Genomic DNA, 21,280 nt, shown 5'->3' on the forward strand with positions numbered 1-21,280 from the left:
TCTCTCACATATGCTAAAATATTGTCGTATCTACAAGAAAAGGAGACTCAAACCTTGTCGAATCCAGTATACGGGAAACAAATGAAAACGTCGAGTAAGGCTACAGCCAATTCGGCATCGACGCTCCTATGGTCATTGTCCATAGGACTTATCTTATTTTTACTCTGGTCCGCGTTCCAAGTTGCGTTATTTAATGGTCAATTGCTTCAATTTGAGGCACCCATTTATTGGGCTGTTGCCATTACGACCCTCCTGTTCATCCTTTGGGTGGCAATCTACTTTAAGCAGATGAAGTTAGAAACACAGCAAGATTGGCTCAAAGTAGCCGTTATATTACTTCCTCTTACCTATGTACTATCACTCATTAATGCAGCATCAGAATACTTGGCGAATAATATGATTCTCATCCAATGTATTTATGCCATAATTTTTGTGATGACGATGTACCTGCTTCAAAACAACAAAATCAATCATATCATACAATCTTCCTTAATAGGAATTGCATATGTTATTGTCGGATTTGGTTTGTTAAATTGGCTAGGGGCCTTTAGTTTTGCAGGTAAACTAGTTGGATGGTTTTCTGCTGGCGTAATTAATGGTGCATACAACCAGGCCATCTGGAATGATTCCAACGGTGCGAGGCTTGCGTCCGTGTTTCAGTATCCCAATACATACGCAGCATTTCTAATGGCATTCTTGTTTATTTCCATCTTCAGCATGATTCGTTCCAAAAGAATATTCACACAACTGTTGCATGGCTTCATGCTTGTTCCCATTATTCTGTCATTGCTTCTGACGCTCTCTCGTACAGGACTTGTAATGTTGCCTATCGTATTTGTTATCCTATTATTTTTGCTTAAACCAACCAAACAAATTCTATGGTTTATCTATTGTGCCGTATCGGCAATTGGCACGCTGTTGGTTTTAAACCCGATTAACACTGCTGGAATTGAACTTCAAAAGCAATTCACAGGTTCTCTTGCAGCCAAGAGCTGGGCGATCCTTATTGGAGCATCGCTTGTTGTTGCGTTGTTGTGTTGGGCGATCCAGCGCTTTGTAGCCCCTAAACTTGAAGTCAAGCTTCAATCTTGGTCAGCTCGAAAAGCATCCAGTGTATGGATTCCGCTAGGTTCTGTAGTTCTAACCGTTGTGATTGCTGTGCTATTGCTCGGTACGGGCGTGCGTAACATTTTGCCGGATAGTATTAGCACACGACTTGAGAATATCAACTTCCAGCAGCACAGTGTGCTGGAGCGTATCACATTCTACAAAGATGCTACGAAACTATTTGCCGATTATCCTGTAATCGGGGCAGGTGGCGGAGCATGGACTGCATTGTATGAAAAGTATCAGAACAATCCTTATGTCAGTGCCCAAGCACATAACTTTTTCATGCAATATCTTGTTGAGGTTGGCCTTGTTGGATTTCTAGTATTTATGGCGTTTATACTATATGTTTTCTATCAATATGTTCGATCGTATGTCAGACGGAATGAAGAGGATCGCGAATCACATTTAATGTACTTTATTCTTTCCATGTCCATCCTCGTGCTCAGTCTTCTTGATTTCAACATGAGTTATGTCTTTATTGGAATGCTGGTATTCCTTGGTCTTGGAGGCATGAGTGCCGCGATTGAGCCTAAACCAACTCGTCGTTTAAAAATGGGAGAAGCTGCGGCACGCGGAGTGTACAGTACAATTGCTGGAATAGCGATTATTGTGCTTCTCATCGTTTCTGTTCGATTCCTACAAGCTAATCATTATGCGATTGAAGGTAATGAGCTCGCAAGGAGCAGTCAAGATTTCCGGCAAATCAAAGCTCCACTGGACAAGGATTTGTCCATCCGCAACACACATCCGGATTCACTAATGCTTCTAGCGTCACTTTATCAACAAGGCTACACGCAAACGAAAGATGAGCAATTCTACACAGAAGCCGTGCAATTGTTGCAGCGTGGCCTCGAAGCAGAACCATACAATAAAGGTATGGTAAAACAACTCATTGGCATATACGAATTGAAAGGCGAAAACGACCAGGCATATACGCTACGAAAAGAATATGCAAGCAACTATATTTGGGATATGGACTGGTACGAGCAATTGATCAACCGTTCATTCGATCTGGGGTATCAGGCACTTGGACAAGGGGATACTACAAAAAAGAATGCCTATTTCACTTCAGGAGTCGCCGCATATCAGCATGTAGTAGAGGGAGTGGAGCACCTTAAAACTCTCCCTAAAGGACAGCTTCAAGGTCAGCCATTCCAAGTCACCCCAATCATGATTCTCAATGCTGGGAAAATGAAGTATATGTCCAACGACCTTCCAGGAGCTACCGCTGTACTTCAAACGGGAATTGCGGAAGATCTGACGGATGCGACAAATCGTGAAATTGCTCGTTGGTACCTCGCTTCGCTCAAACGAGAATTTAAACTGGACGAGGCTCTATATAATAAACTGATTGCCATCTCATCTAGTGAAGCAGACGAAATCAAACGAATTGCAGAATTAACTTTTAATTAGAACCTATCCACACTTGTTGTTATAGTTTTATATAAAAAAGGTTTGCCTTATAAGGCAAACCTTTTTTTGTCTAGTCCTTAGTAGAAACATCATAAAGAAGTAGTAGATTGATAACTTCAGTATGGGAATGGCTCAATTATCAGTCTGATACCACGATCTCTTTCAAATACCTGAGCAAATCTTCCCGTAGATCAGGACGCTGGAGTGCATAGTGGATGGATGTTTCAATAAAACCTAACTTCTCACCCACATCATGGCGCAAGCCATCAAAATGATACGCGAGAATCTGTCTTTGCTCGTTCAGACGAGATAAAGCATCCGTCAACTGAATCTCTCCGCCTACACCGGCAGACTGCCTACCCAAGATTTCAAATATGTCGGGAGTAAGAATGTACCGGCCCATAATCGCCAGATTCGAAGGAGAATTCTCCGTTTTCGGCTTTTCAATCAAACGTCGCGCTCTGAAAACACGTTCATCCGTACGAGTTAGCAACTCTCCATCGATAATACCGTAACGGGATACTTCACTCCAATCGACAGGTTGCACGCCGACAATCGGAGACTGCAGTTCGTCGTAGACTTCAATCATCTGCTGCAAGCATGGGTGATCCGCTTCAACAATGTCGTCCCCGAGCAGGACGGCAAACGGTTCATTGCCAATAAACTTGCGAGCACACCAGATCGCGTGACCAAGTCCTTTCGGTTCCTTTTGCCGGATATAATGGATGTCAGCCATCTCGGAAGGTTTACGCACTTCGTTCAGCAGATCCCACTTCTGTTTGTCTGCGAGATTCTGTTCAAGTTCAAAGGAATAATCAAAGTGATCCTCGATCGCCCGTTTCCCTTTCCCTGTCACGATAATAATATCTTCAATTCCTGAGGCAACAGCTTCTTCAATAATGTATTGAATGGTTGGCTTGTCCACAATGGGCAGCATTTCTTTCGGCATGGCCTTGGTGGCAGGCAGGAACCGGGTTCCCAGTCCGGCGGCTGGAATAATCGCTTTGCGGATACGTATAGGAAACACTCCTTTGGCTGGATCAAGATAGTATAGGGATAACACGATTAATGAGTTGGTAAAAGCGGTGCATTTCTCTATACATTACCACAATTTATTAACAATCGTTGTATAAAAATCGAGTTTCCTCTACACCATTAACAACTCGCGAATATCGTGCTCGGATAATGTCGTTGATCCTCCGTCGCCTGGTTCAATGACCTCAGCAATCAAGTCCTTCTTCCGCTGTTGCAACTCCAAAATCTTCTCTTCAATCGTGCCCTCCGTCACAAGACGAATCACCTGAACCACTTGTTTCTGCCCCATACGATGAGCTCTTCCAATCGCCTGTTCCTCCACGGCGGGATTCCACCACAGATCATATAATATGACGGTATCGGCTCCCGTCAGGTTCAGTCCGGTTCCACCAGCCTTGAGCGAGATCAGAAACAGTTCAGCTTCTCCCTCATTAAACCTGCGGCACATGTCTACACGACTCTGGGCAGGGGTTTGTCCATCCAGATAAAACAAGCTGTTGCCTTGCGCTGTAAGAGTCTGACGAATGAGGTTAAGCATACTTGCAAACTGGGAGAAGATCAGAATGCGTTTGCCAGCGGCCAGACAGTCCTGGACGGTCTCCAGCAGTTGCTCCATTTTTCCTGAATCCCCTTGATATCCGTCAACAAATAGTGCCGGGTGACAACATAACTGACGCAGGCGAGTGATACCGGCCAAAATTTTGATCCGGTTTTTCTGGAAACCGTTGTCTTCCATGTCCTTAGTTGTCTCATCCTGAAGCTGAGAGAGATACGCTGCGTAAAGCTTTTTCTGTTCGACCGTCAGCTCAGAGCGTTGCACCGTCTCAATCCGATCCGGCAATTCTTCCAATACATCTTTCTTCAAGCGACGGAGAATGAACGGACGTACCATACGCGAGATGCGTTCTGGCGGCAAGTCACGAAATCTTCTGTAGCTCGGGAATAAACCCGGAAATACGGCTTCAAAAATAGACCACAGTTCATCCAGTGAATTCTCGACGGGTGTACCTGTCAGGGCAAAACGGCGCGGCGCCTGAATTTGTTTGACGGCTTGCGCTGTCTGGGACGATGCATTTTTGACTGCCTGTGCCTCGTCCAGAATCAGGGTATGAAAAGTTCTTCCCAAATACGTATCCAGATCACGTCGTAGCAACGGATACGATGTCACGATCACATCCGCCTTGTCCATATCCGCCAGCATGCTGGCGCGTTCATCCTTCTGTCCTGCGGCGATCAATACATTCAAATGCGGAGCAAACCGTGCAAACTCATTCGCCCAGTTGTAAGTTAATGAAGCAGGCGCAACAACCAATACCGGCGGATGTGTCATTCGCGTGCGAATGGTCAGACCGTCTTGCTGCGAGGTGTGCCATGCATCATCTATCGTTCCACTGACGTTAGCCAAGTAAGCCTGCTTAGACCCATCCATGGTCCAATTATTAGAAATGGAGTTGTGTTTATCAGCTGGTAGCACTGCCTCTTGTCCCTGCTCATACACGGGTCTCTCCTGTAATGAAGCTGTGATGTAGGCGATACTTTGCAGTGTTTTACCCAGTCCCATATCATCTGCCAGAATGCCGCCAAATCGGTAATGTGCGAGCGTACGAAGCCACTGATACCCGCTTGCTTGGTAATCCCGCAGCACGGGCGCCAGCGTCTGAGGTAACGGAAAGTCCATCCGGTCAGGATCACGCAGATCATCGAGGAAACGTTTGAGCGATCCTCCCCATTTCACATGACCCGAAACCTCATCTCTGCCCGGAAGCTGCAACGCTCTCACGGCAGGCAACCGGATATGGCTGCTCTGGATATCCTTTGCTTCCAGTCCAAGCGCGTCAGCCATGTGAGCGAAGCTGCTCGCGCCATCATTTTCAAGTGACAGAAAGACACCGCTTCGCAGGCGGAAGAAAGCTTTCTTTTCCACAATGCTGCGCATCAGTTCTTGCAACTCTTGCTCGTCGACTCCCTCCATCTCGAAGGAAATCTCCAGCCAGTCCAGTCCTTTTCCCAGATCAGCACGAACCTTCGGCGGTACCGGATACGTTGGCATCATCGCTTTCACAGCATTCGGCATATAGATATCGGCCAGCTTCTCAAACTCAGGCAACAGGTGATACATCACATCATAGATGGCGTCCTCACGTTCGCTTGCCCAGACACTCCCCTCCCGCTCCAGAAAAGAACGATCCAGCCTCTCGATGAGATTGCGTTCCTTAAAGCGGTCACGGATCAAGATGACTTTCTTTTCTTCCTCGTTAATCAAATACTCGGCCAGCGGGTTAATGACCATGACGCCATAATCGAATTCCAGACGTGCTGTAATGCGTTCCCGGTAAAAGTCGATGTACAGTTTCGGTGACAACTCGGGTTCGGCAATCTGTTCGCGCACATGGGAATCAATCGACAGATGCCCCAATGTCCGCAGCTCCGGTACAACATGCTGCACAAACTCATCCACCTGCTGTGACGAGATATCAATGCTTTCTTTAATGCCGTAGGATGTGAGCGCACGGTTCAGGTCCTCCAGACTTCTCATCTGCGTCGGTTCTAACATATAGAACTGTCCCTCGACGACTGCCGCATCATATGCCGGAAGCAGAATCAACTCACGCAGTCCTGACACCTCCAGCTGATACCCTTCATTCGCCCCCTCTGCGATCCGGTAAAATAGAGGCAATGCTCCCTCGCTTAGGGTTAACGGACCATTTGCCAATCCTGTTCCCTCCATGCGGCTATCCGCTTGCATAAGCAACTCCAGCAGTGGCTTCCAGACAATGGGAGCGATCAGGATATCGCGACCGTCCGAAGCACCCAGATACCCCGAAATGGACTCGCGGTATGCCTCTTCACTCTGTCTCATACGAATGAGCATGGAAAGGATAGCCTGATCTTCCGCCCGAAACACATGTAGCAGCGGATCATAATGAAACAGCTTGGTGAAGGACATGGGCTCGCCCTTTTCAATACAGTTCAGGAACTGCTTAACCTTCTGCACGACATAGAGCCGTTTGTTGCCCACTTTTAATTCAAGCGCCAACTTAGCTCCACCTTTATGCACATGTACCAGCTTACAGATGAACTGTACCTGTAATTCTTCTCGTAGCATGGAGCGGGTAACCGGTGCTGTGTATTTTGACTCTCGTTCATGCGGCAATCTGCGATCCTTCGCAAACAAGGATAAAATCTGGTCTGCCGTACGGTAGGACGGTTTGTCCGCAGAGCGGCCCCAGCCTGAGGCTGAACTCGGACGACCTGCCTGTGCAAAAGGAGAAGGGGACAACGACTGCGGCTTATGCTGCTGCGATTGATGAAGTTGATGAGGTTGTTCCAATTGCTGCGATTGCTGACCTTGTGCTGTAGATTTTAAATCTGAATAAGGCCGTTCCCATTTCTCTTCTTCGACCAGTGTGCCTACTTTTGAAGGTGTCCCTCTGCCACCAGACAGTTCTGGTGTATCCTCACGTTCATGAATAACAAGCAGAACAGCCGCAATATGCTTGCAATAGTCATAATAGTTGCCATATGCAGGGCAGTTGCAATGCGCTTCAATCTCTCCCGCATCGTCCAGGTCTACCTTCACTTCGTAGGCTTCCGTCCCCCGAACAACAGCTTGATAATGACGTCCGTCTTCACTCACAGCCAGCTTGCCAATCCTGCCAGACTGTTGATATTCTTCACCGTGTTTGAATGCCGTGACCCCGCACAGCAATTTGATATCCATCATCGTAAATGGAGCCACGCTTCACACCTCCTTGGTTGCCGATGCCGCTTTTATAGAAAAAACCCCAAGAGCTCCGTAAAGCGAGATTGGGGTTGCTTATTATTTCACCAGTTGACCGCGTGTAACGCCCAATTGGTTCGTTGCTTTCAGGGTTTTCCATACTTGTGTTCCGCTGATCTCGCCGCGTAGTGCACGGTTGTACAGGTCGATAACTTCCTTCACCTGCTCCGGTGTCTCTTCCAGGAACTCGACCCGGTAACGGGATACACCCAGATCCATAAAGTTAGTCAGATACTCTGCACCAGACTGTTCTACGGCATTATATACCGTGTTACGGCAGCCCTCATCCACACGTACCGGGTGAGACATACCAATTCGGTCTTGCAGGGAAGCCCGCTTTTCTTCGCAAGGACGTCCGCAGTTCGTATAGTCGGTGCCTTCACTCATAAACGTACAGTACACGCAGTGCTCCGTGTGGAACATCGGCAGATGCTGATGGATTACCACTTCGGTCTGACTTGTACGGGAGTTACCGAGCAGATCAACCATCTGCTGAATGTTCAAGTCATACGACGGCGTGATCCAGTCGCAACCTGCCTCCAGGAACAATTCCACTGCCTTGTGGTTGGCGATGTTCAAGGAGAAGTCCCCGATCAGCTGCGGATGCTTCGCGTCCGGATTCATTCTACGGTGACGCAGGTAGAAGTAAAGCGCACCTGTATTACGAACGAGTACCGCATCCGGCTCCAAACGCAAGATATTGTTGTGATAGCCGTTCTCGCCAGGCATATGAATACGCGGCGTAGCCAGCGCGATTTTACGACCTGCAGCATGTACAGCTTCCACGGCTGCCGGGAATTGCTTGATAAACTCAAAGTCGGCGTAGATCATGCCGACGCCAGCTTCCAGCGCTGCCTCCACTTGTGGCAGGCTGCGGCACAGCGCGGTCAGCTCTGCTTGACCGCGAGCTACTGGCGATGCCGGTTGTGCCGCATCGCCGTACACGTCCACCGCCCGCTTCACGTAGACGGGCGGTTTCGGGCGCTCGCCCGCGAGTTGTTCAACCGCCTGACGGCGAATATTGTTCAACTCGCGCATCGGGATGATGACGTCACCGTGCAGATTGACGTCTAGTTCCTCAAGCTGGAACACGGTGCCGCCGAGACGTCCGAATTGCTCCTCGAGCAATTCATGGGTCATCGGACGTTTCTGGGCAATGTCCAGTTCCATCTCCGAATCCACGCGCACGGTCGTTCCCTTCTGCACGTCGGTCCACCACGTGCTGAGCGGCTGGCCCGGGCTGCCGATGACTTTCACTTTGACCGGGAAGACACGGTAAGGCTTATCGGTCTCAAAGCTTTGACGCAGACGTTTGTCGAGCGCAGGGTCATTGGTTTTCCATACCTTATCGCCGACTTTTACGCGGCGCAAGTCTACATCACTGCGGCCTGGTACGATGTCCACGATCCAGCCTTCGCCGGCTTCGCCTTCGATCTTCACACCTTTGCGGCGTACATCATATACACGTCCGCCCTCTTCTTTTTTCGTTGGATCACCAGCGTCGAACACGATGCCGTCTCCACGTTTCACAGGTGCATCCAGTTTCAGCACAACACCATCACGCAGCACTTGATCTACACGACCCAGGTAAACGCCACGGCTTTTCGGGAACGTCCCGTCTACCAGCTGTTTGTTGTTCGTGCCGTCCAGGAAACCATGTGTGAATCCACGCGAGAAGCTCTGTTGCAACTCACGAATCTCTTCTTTGCTTGTCCGTGTATTGTCACCGTCAAAATAACGGTCAATCGCTTTGCGATATTTGCTAACTACGTTCGCCACGTACTCTGGCGTTTTGAGTCGACCTTCGATTTTGAAAGACGTTACGCCTGCTTCAATCAATTCCGGCATGATATCAATGGCTGCCAGGTCTTTGGGAGACAACAGATATGCCACATCCCCCATCGGCTGGTGAACACCATCCACCATCAGATCGTACGGCAGACGGCACGCCTGCGCACATTCTCCACGGTTCGCGGAGCGTCCGCCCCACATTTCGGAAGTCAGACACTGACCCGAATAGGACACGCAGAGTGCACCATGCACGAATACTTCCATCGGAAGTTTCGCTTGATCACCAATCTTTTGAATCTGTTTCAGATTGTTTTCCCGTCCAAGTACGACACGTTCCATGTCAAACGGCTTCGTAAACTCTACCGCTTCAGGCGACGTAATCGTCATCTGCGTGGAACCGTGAATCGGAAAGTCCGGCGAAATCTCACGAATCATTTTGACCAGACCCAGATCCTGTACGATCACAGCATCCACACCCGCATCTACGCAGGCATCGATGAGTTCTTTGGCATCTTTCAACTCATTTTCAAAGATCAATATATTAAAAGTCAGGAACCCTTTTACGCCGTAACTGTGCAAAAACGCCATAATCTCCGGTAGCTCGTCCATACGGAAATTGTTCGCTCGTGCCCGTGCATTGAATTTTTCGACCCCGAAGAAAATCGCATCCGCCCCGTTGGCTACCGCCGAACGCATGCAATCCCAGTCCCCAGCAGGTGCCAGAAGCTCAACGTCTTCTCTTCGTATTGTTGCTGTTTTCATGTAGATCCTCCCCATACCGGCCTCAGCCAGTGTTCTTCCCTTGGTACCTGTATTTCGGTACGCCTGCATTGCTGTCAACGTCAAGTATCACTATATCTATACATTATGTCTGTATTGCCTGAAATCAAGGCCTACAGTCTCTCTATTTCTCAAATCAGCAGTAATAACTCCTGAACTAGTATAGTGTACCACTTCTGCACCGACTCTTCTACGGTTTCCTGAAAAAACCGTTTGTCATTTTCATCATTTTTCCATAGAGATTCCACTCATTCTCAACATATTTACACACCTTATTCCATTCATTGTAAAGTCGCAGCCAAAGAAAAACCGGAAGGTTCTTTAACCCTCCGGCAATTTCTACACATCTATATTGTTATTTAATAAAAGTAAATGAGTTCACTGCTTTTTCCAGCATGGCTGCCTGCACTTGCGTACGGTTCGCATCGTTCAGACCACTCGTGATCGTATACGTGATTCCATCCTTTTCAAACACAATCTGACGACCTGTATACGGCACACCCTTATCCACTTCATGGTACGTGAAGGAGAATGCCGGTACACCTGCAAAGGTCAGTTGTTCGCTACGGATCAGATTGAAGCTTTTTCGCGTTTTGGCTGCCTCTGCATAGGCCTCTCTCAGCTGACTAACCGTCATCTCAATCGACTTGTCCTCTGTAGCTGCAATGGAGAAGTTGCCACCCGTGAAGGTATAAACGACAGGTGAACTTTCAAACCGATCACTATACGGCGTCCAGTAGCGCGGAATATCCACGCTGTAATGATAGTTTTTGGACGTACGCGTGATCGTTTTCATTTTATCTGTCAGATATGGATCTTCATCCAGCTGACCGAAATTATCTTTTACCGTGTCAAAATCAATCTCTACACTCTTCATAATTCGTTCAAACCATGCTCGGTCTGCGGCCTGTCCTTCAGGGAACGTATACTCCGCGTAGTAACGATATCCGTTCTTCTGCAAAAGCACATCATATTCCGTCTGCCATCCTGACCCGAAGTTATAACGGAATTCATTCACCTCGGCAGTTTCGCCAGAGATTTCCGTTGTAAATGAACCAATTTGCTGATAACTCTCGGCTGTAAAGGTTTCACGCATCCACTTCTCGAGCTGATCACTCCAGTCCTTCACCGTTGCACCGGACTTGGCTGAAGTCACTCGAAGTTGCAAATAAGCACCGTCTTTATCTTTATAAACCATATTATTATTGTCCATGGACCAGCCCGCTGGAACCTTTAATTCAATTCCGTAATCATCATTCCATGCCGCACGCATGTCGTCCTCCACCGTGGAAAGATCCTTAATGGTTCGATCTGACTGCGAATATCTTGGTTCAAAAGAGTTGAGCAATGAAGCATGTTTGCCCAGATCTTTATAATTAATCGCCTCATAATCCGCCAAGTAGACATCATATTGACGACCGTCATGAATGTACTGGCGTAACTCCCACAACACGCCATCCGCATCTTTGACGACAACTCTTGCATAAGGATTGTTTCCTTTAGATACCGCTTCACGGTCCAGTACCGTATCTCCTGCCTGTTTAGCCACCTGCACGAGCTGTGTCAGCAAGTCATCCGCATCCAGTACCACATTCTGGTCACTCACATACACTTCGAGAAAATAACTTTCATCCGTAGCGCCAAAGGTCATCATGCGTTCCTGTTCATTCGTTTGCAACACCAGAAGATCGGCTGGATAATGAATCGACCAGCCATAATAGCTGTTGCCAATTCTCGTTTTCCCTTTGTCCAGGTCGATGCCGTCCTCATCCACACCCTCACCCGTTTGAAGCAAACGAATGACGATCTCTCCCGAACTGTTCGGCGCAATCGTTGCACCGATTCCTGCAGCAACCGGGCGAAGAGGAACCATTAACACACCATTCACCATTTTGGGGGCAGTCCCCATCTCCACTTTGGCACCGTCAATCCATGCGATGGAACTGTCTATTCTCAAGGCCACAACGTGTGGACCTTCCTTGATTTTGATGACATCATTTTTCTCCAGCCGCACTTCACTGCCAAAGGCTTTTTTGAATACGCCGACAGGCACCAATGTCACGCCTTTAATCGTGAGGGGTTTCGTGATGTTTTGTTTTTTGCCATTCATAAAAGCACTTGTACTTCCTGCTTTGACACGCAGCTCATTGGTGATCAAATCATCAGCTGCCCATACTGGCAGAGCTGTGCTTGCCAGCAACATCCCTGCTAATACACCCGTGCTCAGCACGCGTAACCATGACTTCTTCATTCCGTTCATTCGTCCTCTCTCAATTCGGGTTGCTTGCCGGGCTTATTGTTCTTCATCCGTTAAAAGCGAATCATCGGACGGCTCCTCAAGAGAGGCTCGATCCACAAGTGTCAATGTGCGGGTAACGATGTCTCCGTCCGTTTGCACCAGCAGCTTTACCTTTTGTCCAGGTAAGTAGGCTTTGAGTAGCTCATTGATATCGACTACCGAAGATACACGTTTGCCCGCAACGCTGTAGATAGCATCCCCTTCCTTGATCTTGGCTTTCTTCGCTTCAGGACTCAATACACTCGTAACCGTCAACGGATCTTCCGCAGGCAGACCTACAATGGCCGACCAGCTCTCTTCCAGCTGTAATCCGAGACTTGCCCGTTGGATCGTTCCATATTTAAAAAATTGATTGATGACAAAGTTCACGGTGTCTACAGGAATAGAGAAACCCATGCTCTCGATGCCCACGGCAGAGAATTTCATGGAGTTAATACCGACGACTTCTCCCTTTAAGTTAACGAGCGGCCCTCCACTATTTCCGGGATTAATCGCCGTGTCTGTTTGAATTAAGCGGTAGGACGCTTCCACCCCACGGTTCAGACCGCTGATCACGCCAACCGTGGCTGAGTTACGCAATGAAAAGGAGATCGGCGTGCCGATCGCAATTACCGTTTCGCCCACAGCCGCTTGCGAAGCTTTAGCAAAGACCGCAGGTTTGAGTGCTTTAGCGTTAATTTTAATCAGCGCAAGGTCACTTAACGGATCACTGAACGATTCTTTAATGTTATATGTATTCCCGTCAGTCGTGACAACGACCGGATCGAGCAGCTGATCAACCACGTGGGCGTTCGTCACAATCCATCCATTAGCGCGAATGATAACTCCTGTGCCATGTGCCAGATTATAACGATCGTTTGCCGATCCGTTCTGGTTTTCCGTCGTTTTACCTATAATCCCAACCACAGACGGAGATACCTTCTCAATCACTTTGGGAATGGCTTCGCTTCCCTTATACGTATATGTTCCCGATTTGGTATCGTATTGTCCACTGCCGCCGAACATCTTCAGTAGATCTTTCGTATTCACATACACCTGGCCGTCGATCACTTTTGCTTGCATACCTGTCTTGGTTGTCGCTGCACCAGCCGTCGCCGTCATCACACCAATGGAGAGCACAACAACCATCATCATGGCTGTTGCCCGTTTTACTAACCTTTTCATGACTTCACCTGACCCTCTCTACTCTATACATCCTTCTTGCGCGACTGGACAGCCGATTCCTGGCCGAATCTATCTTCTCTCTCATCTGCAATATCGGTATCCTTCAATGTATCATACAAATTCTGGCTATACAATCGTTTTAATTTTCGCTATTTTTCGACATAATCAAACTCTCTCAGTTTCCTCCCTTCGGAGAATACAGACATGAAAAAACACCTTCCATATTCATCATGGAAAGTGTTCGAAATGACTATTGCATGGTCTTATTTCTATGCATCTTAATATTACTATTAACCAAACCAACCTGTGATCATCGCGTAGTCTGTCATCAAAAATACCAGCAGACTGACAACTGTAAACCCGATAGCAAACAAATTTTTCTTCGGTGCCCGAAGGAGCCGAACCAATCCGATAAAAATCAGGATCGTAAACAAGATCACAAAAATATCAAATGCATTAAAATTCGATGTACTCGCTGTGGCAGCCTCTGCAAGCAACATGGATAGACAGACCTCCTCACCATAGTTAAACAACCAACACATACCCTAAACTCTTCCTCTATGTTATCCGTACCCTGTTAGTAATGCAAGCCCTATCATCCAGAAAAATGAAAAAAATCCAGATTGACCGATTTGCCCGCAAAAGCTTACCCGGTCTAATATGTAAACACTTTCATTAAACATTCTTATTAACAGTCAAGGTATGACAGATACCGGTAACAGACAATATGTAAAAAGAGCCTGACACCACGTATTGAGAAATAAAAACCTTCCTCACCGCAGAAAAGGGGTGGCATACATCCACAGCCTATTTCCCAGGCAAAGAAGGTTCTCATCTAATTTTACAGTTTAAAGATTCGCTGTGCTCTTACTAGTCTGCCAGTTGCAGAGCTCTGCTCCGCTCTGTATCGCGCTCCAGTACAGGTTTCAGATACTTACCCGTATAGGATTCCTGTACTTTAATAATATCCTCTGGTGTTCCTGTCGCTACAATTGTACCGCCGCCGCTTCCACCTTCTGGACCCAGGTCAACGATATAATCGGCTGTTTTGATCACATCCAGATTATGCTCAATGACAAGCACAGACTCTCCTGAATCGACAAGGCGATGCAAGACGTTCAGCAGTCGGTCGATATCATCGACGTGCAGACCAGTCGTAGGCTCATCCAGAATATAGATCGTCTTGCCAGTACTACGGCGATACAGCTCGGAAGCAAGCTTCACACGCTGTGCTTCACCACCGGACAGTGTTGTTGCTGGTTGACCGAGATTGATGTAACCAAGGCCTACATCAAGCAACGTTTGCATTTTGCGATGAATTTTCGGAATGTTCTCGAAAAACTGAGTTGCATCCTCCACTGTCATTTCAAGCACATCTGCAATATTTTTGTTTTTGTACTTCACTTCAAGTGTTTCGCGGTTGTAACGTTTGCCTTTGCAAACCTCACACGGCACATATACATCCGGCAAAAAGTGCATCTCGATTTTTATAATTCCATCTCCACGGCAGGCTTCGCAGCGTCCACCTTTGATATTAAAGCTAAACCGGCCTTTTTTATATCCGCGTACTTTTGCTTCATTGGTCTGTGCAAACAGGTCACGAATGTCGTCAAATACACCGGTATAGGTTGCCGGATTGGAACGTGGAGTTCGTCCGATCGGGGACTGATCGATATCAATCACTTTATCGATATGCTCCAGACCACGAATCTCCTTGTGTTGCCCTGGACGTACTCGTGCACGATTCAAATCACGTGCCAACGTTTTGTACAAAATTTCGTTGATCAGTGTAGATTTACCTGAACCAGACACTCCCGTTACAGCGGTAAACACACCCACCGGAATCTTTACATTCAGATTCTTCAAGTTGTTCTCTTTGGCTCCGCGCACTTCCAACCAGCGATCGCCAACACTTCGGCGTTCGGTACGAATCGGAATAAACTTCTTGCCACTGAGGTACTGACCTGTCAACGAATTCTCGTCATTCATGATCTCCTCAGGTGTACCTTGCGACATTACTGTCCCGCCGTGAATACCTGCACCTGGACCAATGTCGATAATATAGTCCGCCGCCATCATCGTATCTTCATCATGTTCGACAACGATCAATGTGTTCCCGATATCCCGCATATGTGCAAGCGTGGAGATCAAACGATCATTATCCCGTTGATGCAGTCCGATACTTGGCTCGTCCAGAATGTAGAGCACGCCCATCAGGCTGGAACCGATTTGAGTCGCTAGTCTGATCCGTTGTGCTTCACCACCGGATAACGTTCCAGCAGCACGGCTTAGCGTAAGGTAATCCAGACCTACGTTAACGAGAAAACCCAAACGGCTGTTGATTTCTTTTAAAATCAGTTTGGCAATGGTCTGTTCTTTTTCGGTCAGTTGCAGCGACTCAAAGAAACGTCCCGCTTCACCGATGGACAAACTAGTCACATAAGCCATGTTGTGGTCATTAATGGTTACGGCAAGACTCTCTCGTTTCAGACGTTGCCCTTTACATGTACCACAAGGCTTGGCACTCATGTATCCTTCAATGAACTCACGGATACCTTCTGAACCTGTTTCGCGATATCGACGCTCCAGATTATTAACGATCCCTTCGAACGTAACTAATGCTTCTTTACGCTGTCCGAAGTCATTTTCATAACGGAAACGAATTTTCTCAGACCCTGTTCCTTGCAACAGCTTGTTCATCTGATCAGCAGGTAGATCCTCTACAGGAACATCCTGAGGGATATTGAAATGTTCGCATACGGATTTGAGAAACTGCGGATAATACGTGGACGTTCCTCCTGTCCAGGCATCAAACGCTCCTTCTTCAATCGATTTACTGCGATCCGGCACAAGAAGGTCCGGGTCAACAATCATTTTGACACCCAAACCATCACAATCCGGACACGCACCAAACGGGCTATTGAATGAGAACATCCGCGGCGCAAGCTCATCAATACTGAATCCACATACCGGACAAGCAAAGTTGGAACTGAAGCGCAGTTCTTCTTCACCGATAATATCCACGAGTAGCTGCCCGCCGGACAGATTAAGTGCCGTTTCAATGGAATCTGCCAATCGAGCTTGGACATCCTCCTTCACAACGATCCGGTCAACGACAACATCGATGGTATGTTTTTTGTTTTTCTCCAGCTGGATGTCCTCCGACAGGTCACGCAATTCCCCATTAACCCGAACACGGACAAACCCCTGTTTAGATACATCGGCAAAAACGCTTTTGTGCTCCCCTTTGCGTCCCGCAACAATTGGAGCCAGAATCTGCAACCGGGTACGTTCAGGGTATTGCATGATACGATCGACCATCTGTTCTACGGTTTGGGATGTTATCTCAATCCCGTGATCCGGACAATGCGGATGACCGACACGAGCAAACAGGAGACGCAGATAATCATAAATTTCAGTAACGGTTCCTACCGTGGAACGCGGGTTACGACTTGTTGTTTTCTGATCTATTGAGATCGCAGGCGACAAACCCTCAATCGAATCGACATCCGGTTTCTCCATCTGACCTAAAAACTGACGTGCATAGGCAGACAATGATTCTACATAACGCCGTTGTCCTTCGGCATATATCGTATCAAACGCCAGCGAGGACTTGCCTGATCCGCTCAAACCAGTTAATACGACAAAGCGGTCACGCGGAATGGTAATATCGATGTTTTTCAAGTTATGCGCTCGTGCGCCTTTGATGACAATGTTCTCGCTCGCCAATGGTATTCATCCTCTCATTGCTTTTCTATAAACCTCTTAACCAAATTCGTCATTTTTATCAGTATAGACCTGATTTTACGATTTCAACATGTCTTATTATCGGGTCAATGGATACATTTATTTACTTCAATCTACTCAATAAGAGAACGGCCAAACTGGCCGTTCTCTCTTATCATCCAAGTTCAATCACTATCGACTTATATCTATTCTGCTCGCAATTCCAGCAATGCATCACGAAGCTCGGCGGCACGCTCAAACTGCAAGTTTTTGGCTGCATCTTTCATCTCCGCTTCCAGACGCTGAATAAGCGACTGGCGCTCCTTCTTCGACATCTTCTCGGCGGCGCCGGTCAGATACTCGTTTTTGGATTCAGCAACCTTCGTTGCCTCAATGACATCACGCACTTTTTTGCGAATGGTCTGTGGTGTAATGCCGTGTTTTTCATTGTACTCCATCTGAATGGTACGGCGTCTCTCGGTCTCTTTTATCGCTTTATCCATGGAATCCGTTACTTTGTCACCATACAAAATAACTTTACCCTCACTATTCCTTGCGGCACGCCCGATTGTCTGAATCAGGGAACGCTCGGAACGCAGGAAACCTTCCTTATCCGCATCCAGAATAGCGACCAATGAAACCTCCGGCAAATCCAGACCTTCCCGTAGCAAGTTAATACCAATCAATACATGGAAGGTACCCAGCCTCAGATCACGCAGAATGGACATCCGTTCCAGTGTTTTGATCTCCGAGTGCAGATATCTGACCTTAATGCCAACTTCCTTCAGGTAATCCGTCAGGTCCTCCGACATCTTTTTGGTCAGCGTAGTAATCAGCACACGCTCGTCTTTGGCAATCCGGTCGTTAATCTCTGCAATCAGATCATCAATCTGTCCTTTTGTTGGACGCAGCTCAATAACAGGATCAAGCAGGCCAGTAGGACGAATGATCTGTTGCACCATCGTATCGGTATGCTCAATCTCGTAAGGCCCTGGTGTCGCCGATACATAGATAATCTGGTTCATCTTTTCTTCAAACTCTTCAAACTTAAGCGGACGGTTATCCAGTGCAGAAGGCAAACGGAAACCGTGATCCACTAGCACAGTCTTCCTCGCTTGGTCACCATTGTACATCGCGCGGATCTGCGGCAATGTAACGTGAGACTCATCCACCACGATCAACATATCATCCGGGAAGTAGTCCATCAGGGTATATGGCGTATCCCCGCGTTCACGGAAGGTCAGCGGTCCGGAGTAGTTCTCGATCCCTGAGCAGAATCCGACTTCCTTCATCATCTCGATATCGTAACGTGTACGCTGCTCCAGTCGCTGTGCTTCCAGCAACTTGCCTTGCTCACGCAATACTTCAAGCCGTTCTTCCAATTCACGTTCGATGTTCACCAGTGCCACACGCATCGTTTCTTCTTGGGTTACGAAGTGAGATGCCGGGAAAATAGCAATATGCTCGCGCTCACCAATTAATTCTCCGGTTAAGACGTCAATCTCGGTAATTTTCTCGATCTCATCCCCGAACAACTCCACTCGAATGGCATGTTCACCCTTGGAAGCCGGGAAAATCTCAATAACATCGCCACGGACACGGAACGTGCCACGGACAAAGTTAATATCATTCCGCTGATACTGTATCTCTACAAGACGGGACAGAATCTGATTACGCGGTTTCTCCATTCCAACCCGCAGAGACAACAACATACTGGAATAGTCATGAGGTGACCCCAAACCATATATACAGGATACACTTGCTACGATAATGACATCACGACGTTCGAACAAGGAACTGGTCGCGGCATGTCGCAGCTTATCAATCTCTTCATTAATACTCGAATCCTTCTCGATATACGTATCTGAGGAAGGAATATAGGCTTCTGGTTGGTAGTAGTCGTAATAACTGACAAAATACTCAACCATGTTATTTGGAAAAAATTCTTTGAATTCACTCGCCAGCTGTGCTGCCAGTGTCTTATTGTGCGCAATAATCAACGTGGGCCGCTGTAGCTTGGCAATAGTCTGTGCAATGGTAAACGTCTTACCCGTACCCGTTGCACCCAAAAGCGTCTGGTATCTCTTCCCTTCCTGAACACCCTTCACCAATTCCTGAATGGCTGCAGGCTGATCACCTTGGGGAGAAAACTCTGACTCGATTTCGAACGTTTTGTCGCTCATAATAATATCGCTCATTGCCGTATCTCACCCTATCGTCTAAAATAATAGTCACTATATATTGTCGAAGTTCCCCGAATTTCCAGTTGGGAAAACTTATAGTAATAGGAATATTTGTTCCCGTTCAATTATACCTTGTTCGTTTTAGTGATGCAAACGTGAAATGAAGATAGGAGTGGGTTAATTTATGGATATTGCGACACTTATCGGTATAATTGCCGGAATTGCCGCAGTTATCAGCGGTTTTCTGTGGGAAGGCGGCCATATGTCCGGCCTGTTACAAAAAACGGCTGCTCTAATCGTGTTCGGCGGCACCATCGCTGCCGTTGTAGCCAGCTTCCCTGCACATCGTCTGCGAACGATCCCTGCTGCTTTACGTATGGCCTTTGGACGTCGTGCTCAGGATTCCAAACAATGGGTCGAAGAACTGATCGAGATGTCATCCATTGCCCGCAGATCCGGTGTGCTTGCTCTGGAACGCAGAGTTGTGGATCATCCCCATCCCTTTTTACAAGATGGCATCCAGATGGTTGTCGACGGTACAGACCCGGATGTTGTTCGGCAGATTCTGGAGATGGAAATTGATTCTGTAGAGCAGAAACATGAGAATTATGCCAAAATATTCGAATCTGCCGGTGGTTATGCCCCAACGATGGGGATCATCGGAACCGTAATGGGACTTATTCAGGTACTCGGAAGCTTAACCGATCCAACCGGACTCGGACCAGCCATTGCCGTTGCCTTTACAGCCACTCTATATGGAGTTGCCAGTGCTAACCTGATCTTTTTACCTATCGCTTCCAAAATCAAATCCAGAGGTGCTGACGAGGTGCAAGAAATGGAGATGATGCTTGAAGGAGTGCTTGCCATTCAAAATGGCGAAAATCCACAGCTCGTTCGCAAACGGCTAGAGTCTTTTACACTCTCGCACCGCCAGGTCTTGCAATCTCCGCTCGCAAAGGAGGGATTAGATGAGTCGTCGCAGTAAACGGCGTGCCAAACGCGAAGCTGCTGACCATCGGGATCGCTGGATGATTACCTATGCGGATCTCATTACGTTGCTACTGATTTTTTTCGTCATCATGTACGCCATGAGCAATCTGGACACCGGTAAATACGACGTCGTGACCCAATCCCTTCAAAGCACTTTTAATAAATCCGACTCCATACTTGAACTGGGGGACGGACTCGGGGAGACACCGGGTCAAACCATCACCAAGCCCCCCCAGGGAAGCTCAGAGGATGATCAAGATTCGTCATCAGATTCGGACAAAGATACCCCTATTGATAGCAACCGTCCGCTCACGGAGCGAGAAGAACAATTCAGGACTCAGGAACAGGAATTACAAAATCTGTTCAATGTGATTACCCAATATATCGAAGATAATAAACTGGATAATCAAATTTTCGTGGCAGACAAACCGCAAGGTATCTCCATTACGCTCAGTGATCGTTTTCTGTTTGATCAAGGACAAGCTGCCTTGAAAAAAGATGCTGCTCCTACACTTAGCAAACTCGCCAGTTTGTTTCGTAATCTTCAAATGGTGGTCAGTATTGAGGGACACACGGATAACATCCCAATAGGAGCCAATTCCGCGTACAAGGATAACTGGGAGTTGTCCGGTGAACGTGCGTTATCAGTACTACGCTTTTTCATCGATCAGGAGAAACTCGACCCCGACCACTTCCAATATGCAGGGTATGCGGATACCAGGCCAACCGGAGACAATACAACAGCAACTGGAAGACAGAAGAATCGCCGGGTTGAAATTACGGTGCTTCGCCAATTACAGCCATAGTCAGTTATCCCGCAAAAAAATACATGCATGACCTCAGCCTCTATTAACCGACTACGAAGTCATGTTACAAAAAAACAACTCAGTAAAAAGCACGTTTGACTGTATTCATCCCGTCAAACGTGCTTTTTTGACTGTATTCTAAATTACCCTTGCTCTTGCTCTTGCTTTCACTCTTAACTCTTAACTCCTAACTGACTCCCTC

The 21,280-nt window shown here is 47.4% G+C and carries 11 protein-coding genes; 3 read left to right on the top strand and 8 right to left on the bottom strand.

What is annotated here, in order from left to right; translation table 11 throughout:
- The first annotated feature begins 54 nt into the window (after positions 1 to 54).
- Entirely contained in the window at positions 55 to 2,523 is a 2,469-nt protein-coding gene (locus tag MHI38_RS12830) for an O-antigen ligase family protein (RefSeq protein WP_154891273.1), read from the top strand.
- 139 nt (positions 2,524 to 2,662) lie between these two features.
- Here MHI38_RS12830 and galU read toward each other — a convergent pair whose 3' ends face one another.
- The 8 genes from galU to uvrB all read right to left on the bottom strand — a co-directional run bounded on the left by galU (position 2,663) and on the right by uvrB (position 19,297).
- Entirely contained in the window at positions 2,663 to 3,541 is an 879-nt protein-coding gene (gene galU / locus MHI38_RS12835) for a UTP--glucose-1-phosphate uridylyltransferase GalU (RefSeq protein ID WP_154891342.1), read from the bottom strand.
- Between the two features lie 129 nt (positions 3,542 to 3,670).
- The gene (locus MHI38_RS12840; RefSeq protein WP_154891274.1) at positions 3,671 to 7,297 is read right to left on the bottom strand and encodes an SNF2 helicase associated domain-containing protein; all 3,627 of its coding nucleotides are present in this window, start codon (positions 7,295 to 7,297) and stop codon (positions 3,671 to 3,673) included.
- 81 nt (positions 7,298 to 7,378) lie between these two features.
- Positions 7,379 to 9,892 (bottom strand): DUF3656 domain-containing U32 family peptidase, encoded by a 2,514-nt coding sequence (locus MHI38_RS12845; RefSeq protein WP_154891275.1) that lies wholly within the window; start codon positions 9,890 to 9,892, stop codon positions 7,379 to 7,381.
- Positions 9,893 to 10,265: 373 nt separating this feature from the next.
- Positions 10,266 to 12,161 (bottom strand): stalk domain-containing protein, encoded by a 1,896-nt coding sequence (locus tag MHI38_RS12850; protein ID WP_261769469.1) that lies wholly within the window; start codon positions 12,159 to 12,161, stop codon positions 10,266 to 10,268.
- Positions 12,162 to 12,203: 42 nt separating this feature from the next.
- Positions 12,204 to 13,373: a trypsin-like peptidase domain-containing protein gene (locus MHI38_RS12855; RefSeq protein ID WP_154891277.1), complete on the bottom strand. Its 1,170-nt coding sequence runs from the start codon at positions 13,371 to 13,373 to the stop codon at positions 12,204 to 12,206.
- Positions 13,374 to 13,663: 290 nt separating this feature from the next.
- A complete protein-coding gene (locus MHI38_RS12860) occupies positions 13,664 to 13,873 on the bottom strand; it encodes a hypothetical protein (protein ID WP_090923015.1) in 210 nt (69 codons plus the stop codon).
- Between the two features lie 370 nt (positions 13,874 to 14,243).
- Positions 14,244 to 17,102 (bottom strand): excinuclease ABC subunit UvrA, encoded by a 2,859-nt coding sequence (uvrA, locus tag MHI38_RS12865; protein ID WP_154891278.1) that lies wholly within the window; start codon positions 17,100 to 17,102, stop codon positions 14,244 to 14,246.
- Between the two features lie 203 nt (positions 17,103 to 17,305).
- Entirely contained in the window at positions 17,306 to 19,297 is a 1,992-nt protein-coding gene (gene uvrB / locus MHI38_RS12870) for an excinuclease ABC subunit UvrB (RefSeq protein ID WP_090923011.1), read from the bottom strand.
- Between the two features lie 169 nt (positions 19,298 to 19,466).
- On the opposite strand from uvrB, the gene MHI38_RS12875 reads away from it, so the two are divergent.
- A complete protein-coding gene (locus MHI38_RS12875; RefSeq protein WP_090923009.1) occupies positions 19,467 to 20,267 on the top strand; it encodes a flagellar motor protein in 801 nt (266 codons plus the stop codon).
- A complete protein-coding gene (locus MHI38_RS12880) occupies positions 20,251 to 21,078 on the top strand; it encodes a flagellar motor protein MotB (RefSeq protein WP_154891279.1) in 828 nt (275 codons plus the stop codon). Before MHI38_RS12875 ends, MHI38_RS12880 begins: the two co-directional genes overlap by 17 nt.
- Positions 21,079 to 21,280 lie beyond the last annotated feature (202 nt).

This window comes from Paenibacillus sp. FSL K6-1558 (assembly GCF_038002565.1).
In the GTDB taxonomy this organism is placed as follows: Bacteria; Bacillota; Bacilli; order Paenibacillales; family Paenibacillaceae; genus Paenibacillus; species Paenibacillus polysaccharolyticus.

Excerpts from the sequence above, each read along its gene's own strand:
- MHI38_RS12845 (WP_154891275.1), bottom strand. The coding sequence starts at position 9,892 with ATGAAAACAGCAACAATACGAAGAGAAGACGTTGAGCTTCTGGCACCT.
- MHI38_RS12850 (WP_261769469.1), bottom strand. The coding sequence starts at position 12,161 with ATGAAGAAGTCATGGTTACGCGTGCTGAGCACGGGTGTATTAGCAGGG.
- MHI38_RS12855 (WP_154891277.1), bottom strand. The coding sequence starts at position 13,373 with ATGAAAAGGTTAGTAAAACGGGCAACAGCCATGATGATGGTTGTTGTG.
- MHI38_RS12860 (WP_090923015.1), bottom strand. The coding sequence starts at position 13,873 with ATGTTGCTTGCAGAGGCTGCCACAGCGAGTACATCGAATTTTAATGCA.
- uvrB (WP_090923011.1), bottom strand. The coding sequence starts at position 19,297 with ATGAGCGATATTATTATGAGCGACAAAACGTTCGAAATCGAGTCAGAG.
- MHI38_RS12875 (WP_090923009.1), top strand. The coding sequence starts at position 19,467 with ATGGATATTGCGACACTTATCGGTATAATTGCCGGAATTGCCGCAGTT.
- MHI38_RS12880 (WP_154891279.1), top strand. The coding sequence starts at position 20,251 with ATGAGTCGTCGCAGTAAACGGCGTGCCAAACGCGAAGCTGCTGACCAT.